Genomic DNA, 19115 nt, shown 5'->3' with positions numbered 1-19115 from the left:
GTTTTGCGGATGGGGCAACAGTGGACACTCTACATGCGATGCGGGTCTTCACCCGCGTGGTCGATTCCGGCAGCTTCACCGCCGCTGCGAATGCCCTGGGGCTTTCCACGGCCCAGGTGTCGCGGGTGGTTTCGGATCTCGAAGGCCACCTGCAGGCGCGCCTGCTGCACCGCACCACCCGGCGCCTGGCTCTGACCGAGACCGGCGAGCGCTACCTGCAGCGCTGCCGCGAGATCCTCCTCGACGTGGATGAAGCCGAGGCCGAAGCCAACGGCGCGCACCTGCGTCCGCGGGGCCGTCTGCGCGTGCATTCGCTCACCGGCCTGGGCCAGCAGCACCTGATCCCGCTGATCTCGCGCTACGGCGAGCAGCATCCGGAGGTCTACATCGAGCTGACCCTGGCCCAGCGCCAGCCGGACATCCTCGAGGACGGCCAGGACGTGGTCATCACCCGCGACCGCGAGCTGCCCGACTCCGAATATGTCGCCCAGACACTCGGCACCATCTACAGCGTGCTTTGCGCCAGCCCCGGTTATCTCGCCCGGCATGGCACGCCGCGCGCTGTCGAAGACCTTCGCGAGCACCGCTGCCTGCGCTTGCAGGACCCGACCTTTCCGGAAGGCTGGGCTTTCGACGAGAACAACGAGGGTAGCGTGATCCGCCCGCGCGACACCTTCATGGTCAACGTCGCCGAAGCCCTCGCCGGCGCTGCCCGCGCCAATATGGGCATCTGCCTGCTGCCCAGCTACGTGGCTGCTCCGGCGTTGCGCCAGGGCGAACTGGTGCGGGTACTGCCCGAACATCGCCTGCACGTGCGGCAGATCTTCGCGCTCTATCCGTCGCGGCGATTCCTCGACGCGAAGATTCGGACCTGGGTCGAGTTCCTCAAGGAGGAATTGCCCAGCGCTTTCGATGCCGACGAGCGCGTGCTTAACGACGCGAAACACTGGGCTTGAACGATTGTTGCTCAATAGGCAATGGTCTATTGGTTAGCTTGCTATTTTTCTGGCTGTCACGGAGTCGTAACCTTTGTCTCGCCCCCAACGAGCGGGGCCAATCAAAGGTTCGAAAATCATGTCCCGTAAACTTGTTGTTGCTGCCCTGCTGTCCGTTTGTTCGCTGTCCTTCGTGCAACTGAGCTTTGCCGAAGAGTCCCGACTGATGACCGACAAGATGGTCAAAGCCAACGAGGCCGCCATCGCCGCTTCCCAGCAAGCAGGCGACGCCGAGCGCACCGCCGGCAAGGCCGCCGCCAAGTCCCACACCGATTCCTGATCGGCGTACTTTCCCCCGGGAAGGCCGGTGCGTGAGCCGGAATTCCCAATGCCTTGCGCCGCGTACGAAACGCGGCGCTTTTTTATTCGGCAGTCGGCGAATGACTTTTACACAAAATGAAAAGGTCTTTCGCCAGAACCGGCATTGATGCGAAATAGATAGGTCAATAAACTTGCCCATATTCGCCGGCCTGTCCCCTCTTCTTGCGTGACGGCCCGCCGCACTTCTCGCCACCCGGCGAGCGCCCGCAAGCATCACAGGGCACGACTTCCTGACGCCGATTTCAGATTGCTCCAATCGACGTCTCCTCAAGGCCGCTGACTTCAGCGGCCTTTTTTTTGGTCGTGCGGCGGCCGATCTGCCATTCATCGCCCACTCCAGAAGCAGAGACTCCCTGTAGATAACCATTCCAGAGCCCTCGGAGGCTGTTGGCCTGGAAATGTAGTGAAGTAAACATAAAAATAGATATTGCCGTTATCTGAAATTTTCACTACAAAACATCCACAACATCCAAGGAAGCTGCCATGCCCAGCCTCAAAGATCGCCTCGCTTCGCCGGAAGTCGTCCTGACCCCGGCCGAACGCAAGGTCCTGCGTGCTCTCCTCGACGATTACCCGCGCCTGGGCCTCGGCCCGATGGCGCGCCTGGCCCGGCAGGCCGGAGTCAGCGATCCGACCATCCTGCGGCTGGTGAAGAAGCTCGGCTTCGGCGGCTACGCCGATTTCCAGGAAACCCTGCTCAGCGACGTCGACGATCGCCTGCGCTCGCCGAGCACCTTGCTTGCCGAACGCCGCGAGCGCATGGAGGACGCCGACGCCTGGTCAGGCTACCTGGCTAACACGCGCGACAACCTGCAGCACACCCTTGGCCTGACCCAGGCTGATGACATCCGCTTGCTGTGCGACTGGCTGCTCGACCCGCGCTTTCGCGTGTTCTGCCACGGCGGCCGCTTCAGTCGCTTCCTCGCCGGCTACCTGGTCACCCACCTGCGGCTGCTGCGCGGTGGGTGCCTGTGGCTGGACGACGGCATGGCGCTGCCCGACCTGCTGCACGACATGGATCGCCAGTCGCTGCTGGTGCTGTTCGACTACCGGCGTTACCAGGCCCAGGCCCTGCTCGTTGCGCAGACCGCCAAGGCGCGTGGCGCTCGCGTGGTGCTGTTCACCGATATCTACGCCTCGCCACTGCGCGAACTGGCCGACCTGATCGTCAGCGCGCCGGTGGAGTCGAGCTCGCCGTTCGACTCCCTGGTCCCCGCCATGGCACAGGTCGAAGCGCTGGTCGCCAGCCTGGTGGCGCGCAGCGACAACCAACTGGATGAACGCCTGGAGGTCATCGACCAGTTGCGTTCCGCCTTCAACACCCATCTGCTCGAGGAGTGATCATGTTCAGCCTGCCCCACGCGTCTCCGCGCGATTTGCCCTATCGCCGGGGCGAGACCGCGATCCTGTTCGTCGACATGCAGAACGCCTGGGTCGTGCCCGGCCGCGATGCACACGTCGATCCTGACAAGGCGCGTTACTTCTACGATCGCGTGCAACGCCAGGTGATTCCCAACCAGCAACGCCTTCTGGCGGCCATGCGCGAGGCAGGGCAGGACGTGCTGCACACCATCATCGAGAGCCTCACCGCCGACGGTCGCGACCGCTCCCTCGATCACAAGCTGTCGGACATGCACCTGCCCAAGGGGCATCCGGATGCCCAGGTGATAGACGCGCTGGCGCCGACGGAGAACGAGATCGTGCTGCCCAAGACCTCCTCCGGTGTCTTCAACTCCACCGCCATCGACTATGTGCTGCGCAACCTGGGGGTGCGCCACCTGATCGTCTGCGGCGTGGTCACCGACCAGTGCGTGGACATGGCCGTGCGCGACGCCGCCGACCGCGGCTACCTCGTAACCCTGGTCGAGGACGCCTGCGCCACCCATACCGCCGAGCGCCACCAGGCCTGCCTGGAGGCCATCAAGGGTTACTGCTGGATCGCCGACACCGACACCGTGCTGGCGCGTATCGCCAACCTCGACTGACCGCGGAGCATGCCATGAGCCATTCCACCGGGCCGCTGCCCCTGAGCAGCTTCGTCACCACCGACCTCGCCGGTATCACCCGCGGTCGATCATTGCCTACCTCGGCAGTCGCCGAGCAACTGGCCAGTGGCTGCGGCTGGGTGCCGGCGAACAGCGCGCTGACCCCCCAGGACATCATTGCCGAAGACAATCCCTGGGGCAGTCATGGCGACTTGCGCCTGCTGCCCGATCCGCTCAGCCATCTGCGCGTGGAGCAGGGACCCGACCCGCTGGCGCCGGCGCTGGACTACTACCATGGCGATCTGGTGGAAACCGATGGCACGCCATGGCCGGTGTGCCCGCGCACCCTGCTGCGCGAGGAAATTGCCCGCTACCGCGAACTTGGCCTTCAGGTCACGGCTGCCTTCGAACATGAATTCACCCTGCTGGGCCTGCCGCAGGCAACCGGGGGCGCCTTCTCGCTGCAGGCCCAGCGTGCCGCGGGTAACTTTCCCGGCTGGGTGCTGAGCGCGCTGGAACAGGCTGGGGCCGATCCCGAGATGTTCCTCCCGGAGTACGGTCGCTTGCAGTACGAGGTGACTTGCCGGCCGACCCAGGGTGTGGCCGCCGCCGATCGTGCGGTGAATGTCCGCGAGGTGACCCGCGAGATCGCCCGGCAGATGGGCCTGGGAACCTGTTTCTCGCCGCTGCGTGCGCCGGGTGAGGTGACCAACGGCGTGCATCTGCACCTGAGCCTGCAGAGCCTCGACGGCACGCCTCGCTTCTACGACGCCGAGCAGCCGCACAACCTTTCGGAACTGGCCCGCCACTGGGCCGCCGGGGTGCTGCGTCACCTGCCGGCGCTGTGCGCGCTGACCGCGCCGACAGCCGTCTCCTATCTGCGCCTGAAACCGCATCACTGGAGCGCCGCCTACGCCTGCCTGGGCCTGCGCAACCGCGAGGCGGCGCTGCGCATCTGTCCGGTGGTCAGCCTCGGCGGCAAGCCGCTGGCGCGGCAGTTCAACCTGGAATTCCGGCCGATGGACGCCACCGCCTCCCCACACCTGGCCATGGCCGCCGTGCTTATCGCCGGCCGCCTGGGGGTGCAGGAGCGTTTGCCGCTGCACGCGGTGGCCGATGTCGATCCGGACTCGCTCGACGCCAGCGAGCGCGAGGCTCTGGGCATCCGGGCATTGCCCGGAACTTTGGAGCAGGCCCTGCAACTGCTGCAGGACGACCATGCCCTGTGTGCGCAGCTGCCGCCTGCCCTGCTGCAGACCTACTTCGCGATGAAACGCCAGGAGCTGGCGCTGACCCGTGACCTCACCGACGACCAGGTGTGCGATCGCTATGCCAGCCTCTACTGAACGCGGAATCTACCGCGACCCGCCCTTGCGCCTGATCAACCCCCAGGGGCGCAGTCCGGTGCTGCTGGTCTGCGAGCATGCCAGCCGGTACATCCCGGCGGAGCTCGAACAGCTTGGGCTGGATGAGGCGGCGTCCCGCGAGCATATCGCCTGGGACATAGGCGCCCTGGCGCTGGCCGAGACACTGGCCGAGCGCCTTGACGCGCCGCTGTTGGCTGCCGGCTACTCGCGCCTGCTGATCGACCTGAACCGTCCGCTGACGGCGCCCGACAGCATCCCCGAACACAGCGAGATCTATCCGATTCCGGGCAACCGGGGATTGTCCGAGGCCAACCGGATCGAGCGCCAGCGACAACTGTTCGAGCCTTTCCACCGGACCCTGGGCGAGCTCATCGACCAGCGCCTGGCGGACGGTCTGCCGCTGCGTCTGGTCGGCGTGCACAGCTTCACGCCGTGTTACCGCGGCGTGCAGCGACCCTGGGAGGCCGGCGTGCTGTTCGGCCGTGCCGAGCGCTACGCGCGGCGGATCATCGAAGGCCTGCGCCGGGATGGCGGCCAGATCGGCGCCAACCAACCCTACGACATTGATCCGGCCGAGGACATGACGGTGCCGGTGCATGGTGACGAGCGCGGCATCGACGCCGTGCTGATCGAAATCCGCAACGATGGACTGCGCGATCCTTCCGGGGTCGCGGCCTGGGCCGAGCGTCTTTACCCCTGGCTCTGAGGGAGGGCCGGCGTGCCGGCCCGCATAGAACAACAAGAAACGCGCTGTCGTGCTCGCGGCGCCCCCGACAACGATAAAGCTGCCGTATCGAGAGGACCCCTCCATGGCCATCGAACAGTTTGGCTACCAACAACAGCTCCGCCGCAGTCTTTCCCTCAGCGACCTGGTCATCTACGGGATGATCTTCATGATTCCCATCGCGCCATTCGGCGTGTACGGCTGGGTTCACGCCGATTCCCAGGGCATGGTGCCCATGGCCTACCTGGTGGGGATGCTGGCGATGCTCTTCACCGCCCTCAGCTATGGCGCCATGGCCCGCGCCTTCCCCATCGCCGGATCGGTCTACTCCTATGCCCAACGTGGCATACACCCGCATGTCGGCTTCATCGCGGGCTGGGTGTTGCTGCTCGACTACCTGATGATTCCACCCTTGCTCTACGTGTTCAGCGCGCTGGCGCTCAACCACCTGTATCCGCAGGTGCCCAAGCTCGCCTGGATGCTCGGCTTCCTGGTCTCGGCGACACTGGTGAACCTGCGCGGCATCACTTTCGCCGCACGCTTCAACCTGCTGTTCCTGATCGCCGAGATGATCGTGCTGGGCATCTTCCTGGTGGTCGGCTACCACGCCCTGGAAGGCGGCATGGGCAATGGTCGACTGACCTTGGCGCCGCTCTACCAGCCGGAGCACTTCGATCTCGGCCTGGTGATGCGTGCGGTGTCCATCGCGGTCCTGTCTTTCCTTGGCTTCGACGCCATTTCCACCCTGGCCGAGGAGGTCAAGGGCGACCCGGCGCGACAGATCGGCCGCGCCTCGCTGATCGCCCTGTTCGTCATGGGCGGCATCTTCGTCCTGCAGACCTGGTTGGCTACCGATCTGGCTGCCGGCATGACCTTCCAGTCGGCCGACACTGCCTTCTACGAGATCGCCGAGGCGGCTGGTGGCAAGTGGCTCTCCAGCCTGACTGCCGTGGCTACCGCGTTGGCCTGGGGGGTGACTGTGTCCATCACCTCGCAGGCCGCGGTCTCGCGCCTGCTCTACTCCATGGCCCGCGATGGACGCCTGCCGCGCCCCCTGGCCAAGGTCCACGAGCGCTACAAGACCCCGCATGTCAGCCTGTACCTGGTAGCCGTTCTCTCCCTGGGCATCGGCATCGCGTTCCTGGATGCGCCGGACGTGCTCACGTCGCTGGTCAATTTCGGTGCGCTTACCGGCTTTTGCCTGCTGCATCTGGCAGTGATCAATCACTACTTCATCCGCCAGAAAAGCGGGAAGGTGGTGCGCCACCTGCTGTGCCCGCTGATCGGACTGGTGATCATCGGCTACGTGCTACTGAGCATGAGCCCCGATGCCCAGTACCTCGGCCTGGCCTGGATTGCCGTTGGCCTGGTCTACCTGGCGGTGCTGCACAAGCGCGGCAAGGCCGGGGAGCTGGCGGCAGGGCTGTGATCCGACTCTAGTTGAGCCTGATGGCGGCCCTGCCACCTCGGTGCGGGGTCGTTTGCGAGCGGGCCCGCTCCTACGTGGCTTCTGGGTCTCCGCGTTCGCGGGGATGACGCCGAAAAGCACGAAATTCAAGGCCGGCTCTCCCGCGAACGCGGGAGCCCAAAAAGACAGTTGCTCCTACGGCAGCAGCTGTCAGTCCTCGCCGAGGAATTCTGCGCGGCTCAGCCCGTGGCGCTGCATCTTCTCGTTGAGGGTGCGGCGCGGCAGGCCGAGCAGTTCCATCACCGCCTTGATGTCACCCTTGCACTGGCTCAGCGCCTGGCGGATGCACTCGGCTTCGTAGGCTTCCATGCGTTCGAGCAGGCCGTTGCCGGGCGGCGTCGGGAGCTCGGCTTCGCGGTCCAGCCCGAGGACGTGGCGCTCCGCGGCGTTCACCAGCTCGCGCACGTTGCCCGGCCAGTCGTGGGCCAGCAGGCGCGCCAGTTCGGCGGTGGAAAGCGGCGGCGCCTCGCGGCCGAGCTTTTCGCCGGCCAGGTGAGTGAAGTGCTCGAACAGCAGGGGGATGTCCTCGCGTCTTTCGCGCAGCGGTGGCAGGCGCAGTTCGGCGACGTTCAGGCGATACACCAGGTCTTCGCGGAAGCGCCCGGCGCGGGCCTCTTCCAGCAGGTCGGGCTTGGTCGCCGCGATGACCCGCAGGTCGACGCGGATGCTCTGGTTCGAGCCCAGGCGTTCCAGTTGGTGCTCCTGCAGCACGCGCAGCAGCTTGACCTGCTGGGCCAGCGGCATGCTCTCGATCTCATCGAGGAACAGGCTGCCGCCGTTGGCGTGTTCCAGCTTGCCGATGCGCTTGCCCTGGGCGCCGGTGAAGGCGCCGCTCTCGTGACCGAACAGCTCGCTCTCGAACAACTGCTCGGGAATGGCTGCGCAGTTCAGCGCGACGAAGGGCTTGTCGGCGCGCGGACCGAAGTCGTGCAGGCAGCGCGCGACCAGTTCCTTGCCGCTGCCGGTTTCGCCGCGGATCAGCACGTTGACCGGCGTGCCGGCCAGCGCCAGCACTTGCCGGCGCAGGTTTTCCATCGGCCGCGACACGCCGAGCAGGCGCGATTCCACGCGGTCCTTGAGCGCCGCCTGCTCGCGCAGCTGGCGGTTCTCCAGCACCAGGCGGCGCTTCTCCAGCGCGCGGCGCAGGCTGTCGAGCAGGCGTTCGGGAGTGAAGGGTTTCTCGATGAAGTCGTAGGCGCCGTTGCGCATGGCCTGCACCGCCATGGGTACGTCGCCGTGGCCGGTGACCATGATCACCGGCAGGTCGCGGTCCAGCTGCTGCAGGCGCTCGAGCAGGGCCAGGCCGTCCATGCCGGGCATGCGCACGTCGCTTACCACTACGCCGGGGAAGCCCCGTTCGAGTGTTTTCAGGCACTCCTCGGCGTTCTTGCACAGGCGCACTTCGAAGCCGGAAAGCTGCAGCCATTGCTGCACCGCCTCGCGGATGGCGGCTTCGTCATCGACGAATATCACGTGTTCGGTCATGGCTCTTCGCTTGCGGCAGGCAGCACGAGGCGGAACAGCGCACCGCCTTCGGGCCGGTTGGCGGCCTCCAGGCGGCCGCCGAGTTCATGGACGATGCCGTAGGATACCGCCAGTCCCAACCCCAGTCCTTCGCCCACCGGCTTGGTGGTGAAGAAGGGATCGAAGACGCTGGCCAGGTGTTCGGCGGCGATGCCCGGGCCGTTGTCGGCGATGTCCAGGCACCAGTCGCCATCCTCGCGGCGCAGGTGGATGGCTATGTGGGGGTGCTCGATGCCGGCCAGCGCATCCAGGGCGTTGCGCAGCAGATTCACCAGCACCTGTTCGAGGCGGATGGCGTCGCCAAGCACCCAGGCCGGTACGCTGAGTGTCTGGCTGACTTCTACCTGATCGGCACGAATGCGCACGGCGAGCAATTGCAGCGCCTGGTCGAGCACGTGGCCGAGTTCGATGCGTTCGCGCAACCCGCCGGGCGTCTTGCGGGCGAAGGTCTTCAGGTGGCCGGTCAGTGCGGCCATGCGCTCCAGCAGTTCGTCCACGCGGGCCAGCGCGGTGCGTGCTTCGTCCGCACGGCCGGCGTCGAGCAGCAGGCGCACGCTGGCCAGGTGCATGCGTTGGGCGGTCAGCGGCTGGTTGATCTCGTGGGCGAGGGCGGCGGACATCTGCCCCAGCGCTGCCAGCTTGGCTGCCTGGACGAGCCCGTCCTGCGCGGTGCGCAAGGCTGCGGTGCGTTGCTCGACAAGTAGCTCCAGCTCTTCGCGACTGCGCTGGCGCAGGCGTTCGATGCGCCGCCGCTGTTGCAGCCAGAGGAACAGGAAGACCAGCGCCAGCCAGGTGCCGGCGGCAGCGAGGCGGGCGCTCATGACGTTGCTCTGGATGTCTTTCGCATCGCGCAGCAGGTGCAGCGTCCAGCCGTCCTCGGCGAGGGTGATCGACTGCCAGAGGAAGTCCGTCTCGCCCTGTTCGGTGCTCACCCGCACCAGTTGGCTGCCGTCGCCCAGCGGCTCGAGGGTGCGGTGGCGCAGCGGGCTCAGCGGCTGGCGGTCGTACTGGCGAGTCTCCGCCAGCTCCAGGCGGGCGAAGGTGTCCAGCGGCTGTAGCTCTCGGTAGCGCCAGCCGTCGTGATTGGCGAGGAAGACGATGCCTTTGGCGTCGCTTACCAGCACCCGGTCAGGCGTCTGGCTCCATTGCCGTTCGAGGTCGGGGAATTCCAGCTTGACCACCATGGCGCCGAGGAAGCGCCCGGCCCCATCGCGCACCGCGTTGGACAGGAAGTAGCCGGGGATGCCGCTGGTCACGCCGACCGCGTAGAAGCGCCCGGTGCCCTGGGCGAGGGTCTGGCGGAAGTAGGGGCGGAAGGCATAGTTGTGGCCGACGTAGCTGGTCGGCAGGTCCCAGTTGCTCGCCGCCACCGCCAGGCCGTCGCGGTCGAGCAGTTCCAGGGTCGAGGTGCGCGCGGCCGCGTTGACCTGTTGCAGCTTGAGGTTGAGCGCCTGTTGCCGCTCGCTGTCGACCGGGCCGGCCAACGCCTGGCGGATATCCGGGTCCAGCGCGAGCACCGCCGGCAGGCTGCGGTAGCGTTCGAGCAGGGTGCGCAGGGAGCTGGCGTAGAGGCCCAGCTGTTCATGCGCCGCTTCCGCCTCGACGAGCAGGGCACGCTGGCGTGCGTGATGCCCGGCCCAGTACACCGACAGCGCGAGGCCGGCGAGCACCAGCAGGCTCGCGAAAATCAGGCGCAGGGGGCGGGAAGCGGACATGGCGGCGCGCGGGTGACGGACGGAGCGCGACCATAGCACGTCCGGCCCCTGGCCCGGCGCCATCGCCACTGGCTACACTGCGCGCCCCTGAGGAGAAACCTTCGATGCAGCTGATCGCCTGGTCCCATTCCTGTTCCGCCGGCTTCACCCTGCGCGGCTGGCACAGCGAGCCCAGCGGCAAGCCGTTGCTGCATTTCCTGCATGGCAACGGTTTCTGCAGCCGCGCCTACGAGCCGATGCTCAAGCGCCTGGCGCAGGACTTCGATCTCTGGCTGTGCGACGTCCAGGGTCACGGCGACAGCGACCACGGCGGCCGTTTCCACGGCTGGAACCGCAATGCCGAGATGGCCGTGGAAGCCTTCGAGGCCGGTCGCGGCGTCTTCGGCGACGTGCCGCGCTACGCCTGCGGGCACAGCTTTGGCGGCGTACTCAGCAGCCTGATCCTCGGTCGTCATCGGGACCTGTTCACCCGCGCCGTGCTGCTCGATCCGGTGCTCTTCACACCGGCGATGATCGGCGTGATGGCGCTCTCCGAGGTGCTTGGCCTTCACGAGCGGCGCACCATGGTGCAGAAAGCGAAGAACCGGCGCAGCCAGTGGCCGGATCGCGCCGCCGCCTACGCCGGGCTGCATGGCCGCGGCATCTTCAAGGGCTGGGCCGACGAGGCGCTGCAGGCTTACGTCGAGTACGCGATCAAGGTGGGAGAGGGCGGTGCCGAACTGAAGTGCCGGCCGAGCCGCGAGGCGGAAATCTTCAGCTCATTCCCCAAGCGCCTGTGGCCTTCGCTGGCCAAGGTGGTGACGCCGACCCAGGTGATCTTCGGCGAGAAGACCTATCCGTTCGTGCCCAAGGCGGTGGCGCGCTGGTGCGCGCTGAACAGCCACGTGAGCGGCCAGAGCGTCGCCGGCGGGCACTGCTTCATGCAGGAACATCCCGAGGACAGCGCCGAGCGGGTCGCGCGCTTCCTGCTCGGTCACGAATGAGTCAGTCGCCGACTTTCTTGCTGGTGTGATTGCGCCGCCACTCGTCGAGGTGCACGACCTCGGCCTTGTGCTGCGGCGCCGGTAGCGCGGCGGGCGGCGGGACTTCGCGGATCATGTCGATGGCCTGGGCGGCTTCCTGCGCCTGCGGCTCGTAACGGAAGGCTTCCAGTTCGACCGGGCCGGGACGCTGGCCGAACATGGTGATGCTGCCGTTGTAGCGGTCCTGGCCAGTGGCGGTGAACTCGAAGGCGTACTCGCGTGCCAGGCAAAGCACGCCTCGGCTGTTGCGGCGCACGCGCAAGGTGCGCAGTGCCACGACTTCGTCGAGCAGCTCCACGCCTTCGCGCGCGCAATGCTGGCGGGCGAGCTGCAGCGCGCGTTCGCGAATGCCATGCACGCGCCACCACCAAGCCCCGGCGGTGGCGAGCAGGAGGAATGCGAAAAGGTTACCCAAGGTCACTTCAAGGCTCCGCTCGGGAATCGGCGCACCAGCTTACCCAGTCTGCACTCCAGCGGCGAGAGCCGTTTGTTCCCAAGGACGTGAATTGCGCCCCATACTGACGCATCCCGTTTCAGGACCTCGTCATGCAGCCGCGTACGCCCCACGTTCTCGCCATCCAGTCTCACGTCGTCTTCGGTCATGCCGGCAACAGCGCGGCCGTCTTCCCCATGCGCCGTATCGGGGTCAACGTCTGGCCGCTGAACACAGTGCAGTTCTCCAACCATACTCAGTATGGCCACTGGACCGGCCAGGTGCTGCCGCCGGAGCAGATTCCTTCGCTGGTCGAGGGCATCGCCCAGATCGGCGAGCTGGGCAATTGCGACGCGGTGCTTTCCGGCTATCTCGGCAGCGCCGATCAGGGCCGGGCGATCCTCCAGGCGCTGGCGCAAATCCGCGAAGCCAACCCGCGCGCCATCTATCTGTGCGACCCGGTCATGGGGCATCCGGAGAAGGGTTGCATCGTGGCGCCCGAGGTCGGTGAATTCCTCCTCCAGGAAGCCGCCGCGGTGGCTGACTACCTGTGCCCCAACCAGTTGGAGCTGGACAGCTTCTGCGGCCGCAGCCCGCAATCCCTGGCCGACTGCGAGGCCATGGCCCGCAGCCTGCTGGAGCGCGGCCCGAAGGCAGTGCTGGTGAAGCACCTGAACTACCCGGGCAAGCCCAGCGACGCTTTCGAGATGCTGCTGGTCAGCGCCGAAGGAAGCTGGCACCTGCGCCGCCCGCTGCTGGCCTTCCCGCGCCAGCCGGTGGGCGTCGGCGACCTGACCTCCGGCCTCTTCCTCGCCCGCCTGCTGCACGGCGACGAGCCCTGCATGGCGCTGGAGTTCACCGCCGCCGCGGTGCATGAAGTACTGCTGGAAACCCAGGCCTGCGGCAGCTACGAACTGGAGCTGGTGCGTGCCCAGGACCGCATCGCCCACCCTCGCGTGCGCTTCGAGGCCCGCTCGCTTTAAGCGCCTCTCGTAGGAGCGGACCTTGTCCGCGAACCTGCTCCCGTACTACGTCGGTGCGAGGCTGTTCGCGGATGAGAGCCGTTCCTACAGATCAAGCCGACTGCGGCATCTCCGGCTCGTGCCGGACGGGCGTTTCCTCCACCCGCTGAGCCATGCCCTGGGCGATCTCGCGTTCGCCCATGATCACCAGGTTGGCGCCGCTCTGCTCCAGGTACTCCACCTCGGCGTCGAAGTGCGCGCGGGCGATGATTTCCAGGTCGGCGCGGGCGCTGCGCGCCTGGCTGGCGATCTGCCCGGCCTCGAAGCCGTTGGGGATGGCAATCAGCAACCAGCGCGCGCTGGCCAGGTTGGCCTGGTTCAGCACGTCCAGGTTGGCGGCGTTGCCGACCACCACGCTGAGCCCACGCTCGCGCAGCTCGGCGGCTTTCTCGCGCTTGTCCTCGATCACCACCAGTGGTGTGCCTTCGCCTTGCAGGCGAGCGCTGATCAGCTCGCCGACCCGGCCGTGGCCGACCAGGATGGCGTGGTCGTGCTCGCGCACCGGCGGTGGCAGGTCCTCTTCGACGCTCGTGCCCTGGGTGGGCTGCGCTTCTTCACGGCGTGCCTGCAGGCGCTCGATGGCGATGAACAGCAGCGGGTTGACCAGGATCGACAGGATCGCGCCGGCCAGCACCAGGTCGCGGCCCTGTTCGGGCAGCAGGTGCAGGCTGACGCCCAGGCCGACCAGGATGAAGGAGAACTCGCCGATCTGCGCCAGGCTTGCGGCGATGGTCAGCGCGGTGCTGTTGGGGTGGCCGAACATCCGCACGATGAAGTAGGCGGCGATCGACTTGCCGAACACGATCACCAGGAAGGTCGCCAGCACCGGCAGCGGCTCGTGAATCAGGATCGCCGGGTTGAACAGCATGCCCACCGAGACGAAGAACAGCACGGCGAAGGCGTCGCGCAATGGCAGCGAGTTTTCCGCCGCCTCGTGGCTCAGCTCCGACTCGTTGAGGATCATCCCGGCGAAGAAGGCGCCAAGGGCGAAGGACACGCCGAACAGCACCGCCGAGCCGTAGGCGATGCCCAGGGCGATGGCCAGTACGGCGAGGGTGAACAGCTCGCGCGAGCCGGTCGCGGCGATCCGCTCAAGCACCCATGGCACCAACCGGCGGCCGCCAAGAATCATCACGGCGACGAAGGCCGCGACCTTGCCCAGGGTCAGCAGGATCGGCAGCAGCACGCCGCCGCTGGTCTCGCCGGAGCCGCCGAGGGAGCCGGCCAGCGCTGGCAGCAGCACAAGAGTGAGGACCATGGCCAGGTCCTCGACGATCAGCCAACCGATGGCGATGCGCCCGCGCTGGGTGTCGATCAGCTGGCGCTGTTCCAGGGCGCGCAGCAGCACGACGGTACTGGCCACCGAGAGCGCCAGGCCGAACACCAGGCCACCGCCGAACGGCCAGCCCATGAACCAGGCCAGGCCCATGCCGAGCAGGGTGGCGACACCGATCTGCACCACCGCGCCGGGAATGGCGATGGCCTTCACCGAGAGCAGGTCCTTGAGCGAGAAGTGCAGGCCGACGCCGAACATCAGCAGGATCACGCCCAGTTCGGCGATTTCCTGCGACAGCGCCTGGTCGGCGACGTAGCCCGGGGTGAAAGGGCCAGCCAGCACGCCGGCGAGCAGGTAGCCCACCAGCGGCGAGATGCGCAGGCGTTGGGCCAGGGCGCCGAGGACGAACGCCAGGACGAAGCCGGCGGCGAGGGTGGTGAGCAGCGGGGTGTGGTGCATCGTCTGGGCTCCGGGCACGCAGGGAGCGACCGCGCCGCGTGCGGCTGGTCGCTCGAAGGTGAATCACGGGGGCAAACCCGCGCTGGGGAAGTCTAGGCCCGGAAAGACGCTCGCGCCCGGCCGGGCAGCAAGGTTAACCCGTTGAAGCAGCGGAGCTTTTCGTTTTGCCAGAACGAATTCTTGTCAGGAAATGTCCGACTTCTCGTCCCATTCCTCGCGCAGCGCCTGGTAGCGCTGCTCTAGCTCCTGGCGCAGTTGGCGACGCTGCTGGGCCTGGACGTAGCGGCGCTTCTCCTCGCGGGTCTGCGGCTGCAGTGGCGGCACGGCGGTGGGTTTGCGCTCGTCGTCCAGCGCGACCATGGTGAAGAAGCAGCTGTTGGTGTGGCGCACCGATTGCTCGCGGATGTTCTCGGTGACCACCTTGACGCCGATCTCCATGGAGGTGCGGCCGGTGTAGTTGACCGAGGCGAGGAAGGTCACCAGTTCGCCTACGTGGATCGGCTCGCGGAAGATCACCTGGTCGACCGACAGGGTCACGGTGTAGTGCCCGGCGTAGCGGCAGGCGCAGGCATAGGCAACTTCGTCGAGGTACTTGAGCAGGGTGCCGCCGTGGACATTGCCGGAGAAGTTGGCCATGTCGGGGGTCATCAGGACGGTCATGCTGAGCTGGTGGTTGCCGGGTTCCATAGCGATCTCGCAGGCGGGTGAGGGGAGCAGGACTGGACGCACGCAAGGGCGTCCGGCGACACAATCCTTTCTACATCCCGCCGCGCGCCGCGGCCAGCATTGCCCGCGACGCGCCGTGCGATAGCCGGACGAACAGCCTGCCGGGCCCGGCGAGCCCGGCAGTGGGAGGGTTCAGCGACCGGCAGAAAGGCCGAAGTCGATGGCCAGGTCCGCGCCGGTGATGGCCTCCGCCTGCGAGCTGCAGAGGAACCAGACCAGGTCGGCGACTTCTTCCGGGCGGATGAAGCGCGCTGCCTTGCCCTGTGGGTAATCGCGCAGCAGGGCGCGCTTGTAGGCGTCGGGATTGCCCTGGCCGTAGCGCTCGGCCTGGTAGTCGAGCATCGGCGTGGCGATGTCCGCTGGCGAGATGGCGTTGACCCGCACGCCTTCCTCCGCCAGTTCCAGCGCCAGGGTACGGGTGAGCATGGTCAGCGCGGCCTTGCTCGCACAGTAGGCCGCCGAGCCGCGATAGGCCTGGCGCCCGGAGTCGCTGGAGATGTTGACGATGCAGCCGCGGCTTTCCTTCAGGTAAGGCGTGGCGGCCTGGCACATGTAGAAGGGGGCCTTGAGGTTGACGCCCAGCACCAGGTCGAAGTCGTCTTCGTTGAACTGTTCCACCGGGCCTTCACGCCAGACCCCGGCGGCGTTGATCAGGGCATCCAGGCGCCCGGTGCGGGCGAGGATGTCGGACATCAGGCTCTGGCAGTTGTCCGCGCGGCGCAGGTCGGCGACCGCGCTGGCGTCCAGCGGCACCTGGGAGTTGAGGGCGTGCAGCCCGCTCTTGTCGACGTCGGTGGCGGCGATGCGCCAGTGGCTCTGGGCGAAACGTTTCGCGATGGCCTTGCCGAGGCCGCCGGCGGCGCCGGTGATCAGAACAACGGGGGTGCTCATCGTGCGGGTGATCTCCCTGCCTGATAAGGGAAAGGCGCCCCGCCAGGCAGCGACGGGACGCCTCAAGGACAAGGGCCGCACGCGCGGCCCTTGTATCTACTGACCAAGAAAAGACCAGAATCTTCGCTTTGCCAGGGTAATTTTTTCGTAAATCCCGTGGGACGTTCGTCGCCTTACGCGTGGGTCAGATACCAGCGCCAATCCTGCTCGCCGACCTCGCTGACGAACTGTCGGAATTCTTCCCATTTGATCGCCAGGAAGATTTTCAGGAACTCCTCGCCGAAGGCCTCTTTCGCCCAGGCGGATTGCTCCAGGGTGCGCAGCGCGGTCAGCCAGTCGGTCGGCAGCGTTTCGCGGGCCTGTTCGTAGCCATTGCCGACGATTTCTTCGCCCGGATCGATCTGTTCGCGGATGCCCTTGTGGATGCCGGCCAGAATGGCTGCGGCGGCCAGGTAAGGGTTGGCGTCGGCGCCGCAGATGCGGTGTTCGACGTGGCGGCTCTTGGCCGGCCCGCCCGGCACGCGGAAGGACACGGTGCGGTTGTTCACGCCCCAGCTCTTGGCCAGCGGCGCGTAGCTGTTGGCCTGGAAGCGGCGGTAGGAGTTGGCGTTGGGGCAGAAGATCGCCAGCGCGTCGTTGAGCGTGGCCATCATGCCGCCGATGGCGTGGCGCAGCAGCGGGGTGCCGTGCGGGTCTTCGCTGGCCATCAGGTTGTTGCCCTGCTCGTCGGCCAGGCTCACGTGCATGTGCATGCCGCTGCCAGCCAGGTCGCCGAACGGCTTGGCCATGAAGCAGGCGATCAGCCCGTGCTTGTTGGCTACGCCCTTGACCAGGCGCTTGTAGCGCACGCCTTCGTCGACGGCGCGCAGGGCGTCGAAGCGGTGCTCCAGGGTCAGCTCGACCTGGCCAGGCGCGTACTCGGAAATGGCGGTGCGCACCGGCAGGCCCTGGGCTTCGCAGGCGGCGTAGAGGTCGTCGAGGAACGGCTGCAGCTGTTCCAGCTCGTAGACGCCGTAGACCTGCGGCGCCTGCGGGCGCACGCCGTTGGCCTGCAACGCCGGTTGCGGCCGGCCGCTGGCGTCGCGGTTCTTGTCCAGCAGGTAGAACTCCAGCTCCACCGCCATCACCGGGTGGAAGCCGTCGGCCTTCAGCCGGTCGATGGTGCGCGCCAGCACATGGCGCGGGTCGCCGGGGGTCGCCGGCAGGCCCTGGGTCGGGTGCATGCTCACCTGCACCTGGCCGGTAGGCACTGCGCGCCAGGGCTGCAGGGTCAGCGAGCCGGGGATCGGGTAGGTCCAGCAGTCGGCGTCGGCGACTTCCCAGACCAGGCCGCTGGCCTCGACGTCTTCACCCTGGATGGTCAGCGAAAGGATGGAACTGGGCAGCGGGCGGCCGTTCTCGAAGATCGCCAGCAGTTCGTCGCGGTGCAGCAGCTTGCCGCGCGGGATGCCGTTGGCGTCGATCAGCATCAGTTCGATGCTGCGCACGGCGGGATTCTGTTCGAGGAAGTCGCGGGCTTCCTGGGGATCGGCGAATTGCATGGTGGTCCTCGGTCGGCGCGTGGCGCCGGGTGTTCTTTTCATAGGAGCGGGCTTGCCGGGATGCCCGGCGTTCCCCTTTCCCTGTAGGAGCGGACCTTGTCCGCGATGGCCGGCGATACCGGCGCGATTCGCGGATGAGAACCGCTCCTACGGGGCCCGACCGTCAGTGTCACCTTCAGGCGGGCGCGATTCGCGGGTAGGGGCAGGTGTGGCGATCAGGCCTCGCGAGCGCCGGGAATGGCCAGCAACTCGGTAATGCCGGCGTCCAGGGTGGCGATCAGCTTGTCGACGTCGGCCGCGCTGGTGGATGGGCAGCAAAGGGTCATGTTGTGGAAGGGCGTGATCAGGATGCCGCGGTTGATCAGGTAAAGGTGCAACGCCATCTGCAGTTCGTCGTGGAAGGCGGCCTCGGCTTCGGCGCCGGTACGCGGCGAGACCGGGCAGAACTGGAATTCGCTGCGCGCGCCCAGTTCGGTCACCGACCACTTCAGGTCGTGCTTGGCGATCAGGCTGCGGAAGCCATCGGCCAGGCGCTTGGCCAGCGGCAGCATGTGGTCGTAGGCCGCCTGGGTCATCACCTCTTCGAGGTTGGCGCGCATGCAGTGCATGGCCAGGGCGTTGGCCGAGAGCGTGGTGCCCATGCCGCTGTGGCCGTGGCCATGGCTGTCTTCCTGGGCCTGCTTGCGCGAGGCGAGCATGCGCTCGGCCATTTCCGCGCTGCAGCCGAAGATGCCGCAGGGCACGCCGCCGGCGATCGGTTTGCCGACCACGAAGAAGTCCGGCTCGAGGTTCCACAACTTGGTGCAACCGCCGATATCGGTGGAGATGGTGTGGGTTTCGTCGATGATCAGCAGGCTGCCGTACTTGCGGGTCAGCTCGCGGCACTTCTGCATGAAGCCCGGATCGGGCAGGACCATGCCGATGTTGGTCATCGCCGGTTCGCACAGCAGGGCACAGACGTCGCCCTGGGCCAGCGCAGCTTCCAGCGCCTCGACATCGTTGAACGGGATCGAGCGGCTGTACTGGGTCAGGTCGTAGGCCTGGCCGACCAGGCCGGAGCGCGGCACGGTCTCGCCGTCGCGGTAGCGCACCATCACGTCGTCGACGGTGCCGTGGTAGCAGCCGTCGAACACCAGCAGCGTCTTGCGCCCGGTGACGGCGCGCGCCCAGCGCAGCACGTAGCGGTTGGAGTCGGTGGCGGTGGCGGTCACCTGCCAGTACGGCAGGCCGAAGCGCTCGGCGAGCAGCTCGCCGCAGACCACGGCGTCCTCGCCCGGGAGCATGGTGGTCAGGCCGTTGTTGGCCTGCTCGGCAATGGCGCGGGCTACTGGGTCCGGCGAGTGGCCGAACATGGTGCCGGTGTCGCCCAGGCAGAAGTCGATGTACTCGTGGCCGTCGACGTCATAGAAGCGCGCACCCTTGGCGCGTTCGACGAACAGCGGGCAGGGCGTCGACCAGTCGGCCATCCAGTGCATCGGCACGCCGGCGTACAGCGAATTGCGCGCACGCTCGGCGAGGGCGACGGATTTGGGGTTCTGGTCCAGGAAACGCTGCCGCTCTTTGGCGGTGAAGGTTTCGACGGCCTGTTGGGAGATTCCGCTGGCGGTCATCTTGCACACCTCGTTTGTTTTTCTGCACATCATCCT

General features: G+C 66.9%; 17 protein-coding genes. 9 read left to right on the top strand and 8 right to left on the bottom strand.

The genetic code is table 11. The annotated features are described in order from the left end of the window. Positions 1 to 20 precede the first annotated feature (20 nt). The 7 genes from ACA097_RS12020 (at position 21) to ACA097_RS11990 (ending at position 6821) form a co-directional block, all read left to right on the top strand. Positions 21 to 956, top strand: a complete 936-nt coding sequence (locus tag ACA097_RS12020; protein WP_201752529.1) for a LysR family transcriptional regulator — start codon at positions 21 to 23, stop codon at positions 954 to 956. Between the two features lie 118 nt (positions 957 to 1074). Next, positions 1075 to 1275 (top strand): hypothetical protein, encoded by a 201-nt coding sequence (locus tag ACA097_RS12015; RefSeq protein WP_160285461.1) that lies wholly within the window; start codon positions 1075 to 1077, stop codon positions 1273 to 1275. A 524-nt stretch (positions 1276 to 1799) separates the two neighbouring features. Beyond that, positions 1800 to 2657, top strand: a complete 858-nt coding sequence (locus ACA097_RS12010) for a MurR/RpiR family transcriptional regulator (protein WP_043248155.1) — start codon at positions 1800 to 1802, stop codon at positions 2655 to 2657. Positions 2658 to 2659: 2 nt separating this feature from the next. After that, on the top strand, positions 2660 to 3301 hold the full coding sequence (locus ACA097_RS12005; RefSeq protein WP_371370241.1) for an isochorismatase family cysteine hydrolase: 642 nt from the start codon (positions 2660 to 2662) through the stop codon (positions 3299 to 3301). A gap of 14 nt (positions 3302 to 3315) precedes the next feature. After that, a complete protein-coding gene (locus ACA097_RS12000) occupies positions 3316 to 4647 on the top strand; it encodes a glutamine synthetase (protein ID WP_371370240.1) in 1332 nt (443 codons plus the stop codon). Continuing rightward, positions 4631 to 5374, top strand: coding sequence for an N-formylglutamate amidohydrolase (locus tag ACA097_RS11995; protein ID WP_371370239.1), 744 nt, complete (start codon positions 4631 to 4633; stop codon positions 5372 to 5374). Before ACA097_RS12000 ends, ACA097_RS11995 begins: the two co-directional genes overlap by 17 nt. A gap of 103 nt (positions 5375 to 5477) precedes the next feature. Next, a complete protein-coding gene (locus ACA097_RS11990; RefSeq protein ID WP_043248159.1) occupies positions 5478 to 6821 on the top strand; it encodes an APC family permease in 1344 nt (447 codons plus the stop codon). 189 nt (positions 6822 to 7010) lie between these two features. On the opposite strand, the gene ACA097_RS11985 is transcribed toward ACA097_RS11990, so the two are convergent. Continuing rightward, a complete protein-coding gene (locus ACA097_RS11985) occupies positions 7011 to 8345 on the bottom strand; it encodes a sigma-54-dependent transcriptional regulator (RefSeq protein WP_371370238.1) in 1335 nt (444 codons plus the stop codon). After that, complete coding sequence (locus tag ACA097_RS11980; protein ID WP_371370237.1) at positions 8342 to 10099, bottom strand: ATP-binding protein; 1758 nt, start codon at positions 10097 to 10099, stop codon at positions 8342 to 8344. Before ACA097_RS11980 ends, ACA097_RS11985 begins: the two co-directional genes overlap by 4 nt. Before the next feature lie 104 nt (positions 10100 to 10203). Here ACA097_RS11980 and ACA097_RS11975 point away from each other — a divergent pair, with 104 nt between their 5' ends. Next, positions 10204 to 11082, top strand: a complete 879-nt coding sequence (locus ACA097_RS11975) for an alpha/beta fold hydrolase (protein ID WP_160285465.1) — start codon at positions 10204 to 10206, stop codon at positions 11080 to 11082. A 1-nt stretch (position 11083) separates the two neighbouring features. On the opposite strand, the gene ACA097_RS11970 is transcribed toward ACA097_RS11975, so the two are convergent. Next, positions 11084 to 11542 (bottom strand): DUF3301 domain-containing protein, encoded by a 459-nt coding sequence (locus ACA097_RS11970; RefSeq protein WP_043248163.1) that lies wholly within the window; start codon positions 11540 to 11542, stop codon positions 11084 to 11086. Positions 11543 to 11667: 125 nt separating this feature from the next. Here ACA097_RS11970 and pdxY point away from each other — a divergent pair, with 125 nt between their 5' ends. After that, positions 11668 to 12537 (top strand): pyridoxal kinase PdxY, encoded by an 870-nt coding sequence (gene pdxY / locus ACA097_RS11965; RefSeq protein ID WP_043248164.1) that lies wholly within the window; start codon positions 11668 to 11670, stop codon positions 12535 to 12537. 91 nt (positions 12538 to 12628) lie between these two features. On the opposite strand, the gene ybaL is transcribed toward pdxY, so the two are convergent. The 5 genes from ybaL to ACA097_RS11940 all read right to left on the bottom strand — a co-directional run bounded on the left by ybaL (position 12629) and on the right by ACA097_RS11940 (position 19079). Beyond that, the gene (gene ybaL, locus ACA097_RS11960) at positions 12629 to 14311 is read right to left on the bottom strand and encodes a YbaL family putative K(+) efflux transporter (RefSeq protein WP_371370236.1); all 1683 of its coding nucleotides are present in this window, start codon (positions 14309 to 14311) and stop codon (positions 12629 to 12631) included. A 183-nt stretch (positions 14312 to 14494) separates the two neighbouring features. Further along, entirely contained in the window at positions 14495 to 14998 is a 504-nt protein-coding gene (locus ACA097_RS11955) for an acyl-CoA thioesterase (protein WP_371370235.1), read from the bottom strand. A gap of 171 nt (positions 14999 to 15169) precedes the next feature. Further along, a complete protein-coding gene (locus ACA097_RS11950; protein WP_043248167.1) occupies positions 15170 to 15928 on the bottom strand; it encodes an SDR family NAD(P)-dependent oxidoreductase in 759 nt (252 codons plus the stop codon). Between the two features lie 173 nt (positions 15929 to 16101). Next, on the bottom strand, positions 16102 to 17469 hold the full coding sequence (locus tag ACA097_RS11945) for a glutamine synthetase family protein (protein ID WP_371370233.1): 1368 nt from the start codon (positions 17467 to 17469) through the stop codon (positions 16102 to 16104). 215 nt (positions 17470 to 17684) lie between these two features. Beyond that, positions 17685 to 19079, bottom strand: a complete 1395-nt coding sequence (locus ACA097_RS11940) for an aspartate aminotransferase family protein (RefSeq protein ID WP_371370232.1) — start codon at positions 19077 to 19079, stop codon at positions 17685 to 17687. Positions 19080 to 19115: the final 36 nt, after the last annotated feature.

This window comes from Pseudomonas sp. QL9 (assembly GCF_041409665.1).
Lineage (GTDB): Bacteria > Pseudomonadota > Gammaproteobacteria > Pseudomonadales > Pseudomonadaceae > Pseudomonas > Pseudomonas knackmussii.
This window is presented reverse-complemented; position numbering and strand designations above follow the sequence as displayed.

Bases quoted from the DNA above. Each gene is read 5' to 3' on its own strand.
- ACA097_RS12015 (WP_160285461.1), top strand. From the start codon at position 1,075: ATGTCCCGTAAACTTGTTGTTGCTGCCCTGCTGTCCGTTTGTTCGCTG.
- ACA097_RS12010 (WP_043248155.1), top strand. From the start codon at position 1,800: ATGCCCAGCCTCAAAGATCGCCTCGCTTCGCCGGAAGTCGTCCTGACC.
- ACA097_RS12005 (WP_371370241.1), top strand. From the start codon at position 2,660: ATGTTCAGCCTGCCCCACGCGTCTCCGCGCGATTTGCCCTATCGCCGG.
- ACA097_RS12000 (WP_371370240.1), top strand. From the start codon at position 3,316: ATGAGCCATTCCACCGGGCCGCTGCCCCTGAGCAGCTTCGTCACCACC.
- ACA097_RS11995 (WP_371370239.1), top strand. From the start codon at position 4,631: ATGCCAGCCTCTACTGAACGCGGAATCTACCGCGACCCGCCCTTGCGC.
- ACA097_RS11990 (WP_043248159.1), top strand. From the start codon at position 5,478: ATGGCCATCGAACAGTTTGGCTACCAACAACAGCTCCGCCGCAGTCTT.
- ACA097_RS11985 (WP_371370238.1), bottom strand. From the start codon at position 8,345: ATGACCGAACACGTGATATTCGTCGATGACGAAGCCGCCATCCGCGAG.
- ACA097_RS11980 (WP_371370237.1), bottom strand. From the start codon at position 10,099: ATGTCCGCTTCCCGCCCCCTGCGCCTGATTTTCGCGAGCCTGCTGGTG.
- ACA097_RS11975 (WP_160285465.1), top strand. From the start codon at position 10,204: ATGCAGCTGATCGCCTGGTCCCATTCCTGTTCCGCCGGCTTCACCCTG.
- pdxY (WP_043248164.1), top strand. From the start codon at position 11,668: ATGCAGCCGCGTACGCCCCACGTTCTCGCCATCCAGTCTCACGTCGTC.
- ybaL (WP_371370236.1), bottom strand. From the start codon at position 14,311: ATGCACCACACCCCGCTGCTCACCACCCTCGCCGCCGGCTTCGTCCTG.
- ACA097_RS11955 (WP_371370235.1), bottom strand. From the start codon at position 14,998: ATGGAACCCGGCAACCACCAGCTCAGCATGACCGTCCTGATGACCCCC.
- ACA097_RS11950 (WP_043248167.1), bottom strand. From the start codon at position 15,928: ATGAGCACCCCCGTTGTTCTGATCACCGGCGCCGCCGGCGGCCTCGGC.
- ACA097_RS11945 (WP_371370233.1), bottom strand. From the start codon at position 17,469: ATGCAATTCGCCGATCCCCAGGAAGCCCGCGACTTCCTCGAACAGAAT.
- ACA097_RS11940 (WP_371370232.1), bottom strand. From the start codon at position 19,079: ATGACCGCCAGCGGAATCTCCCAACAGGCCGTCGAAACCTTCACCGCC.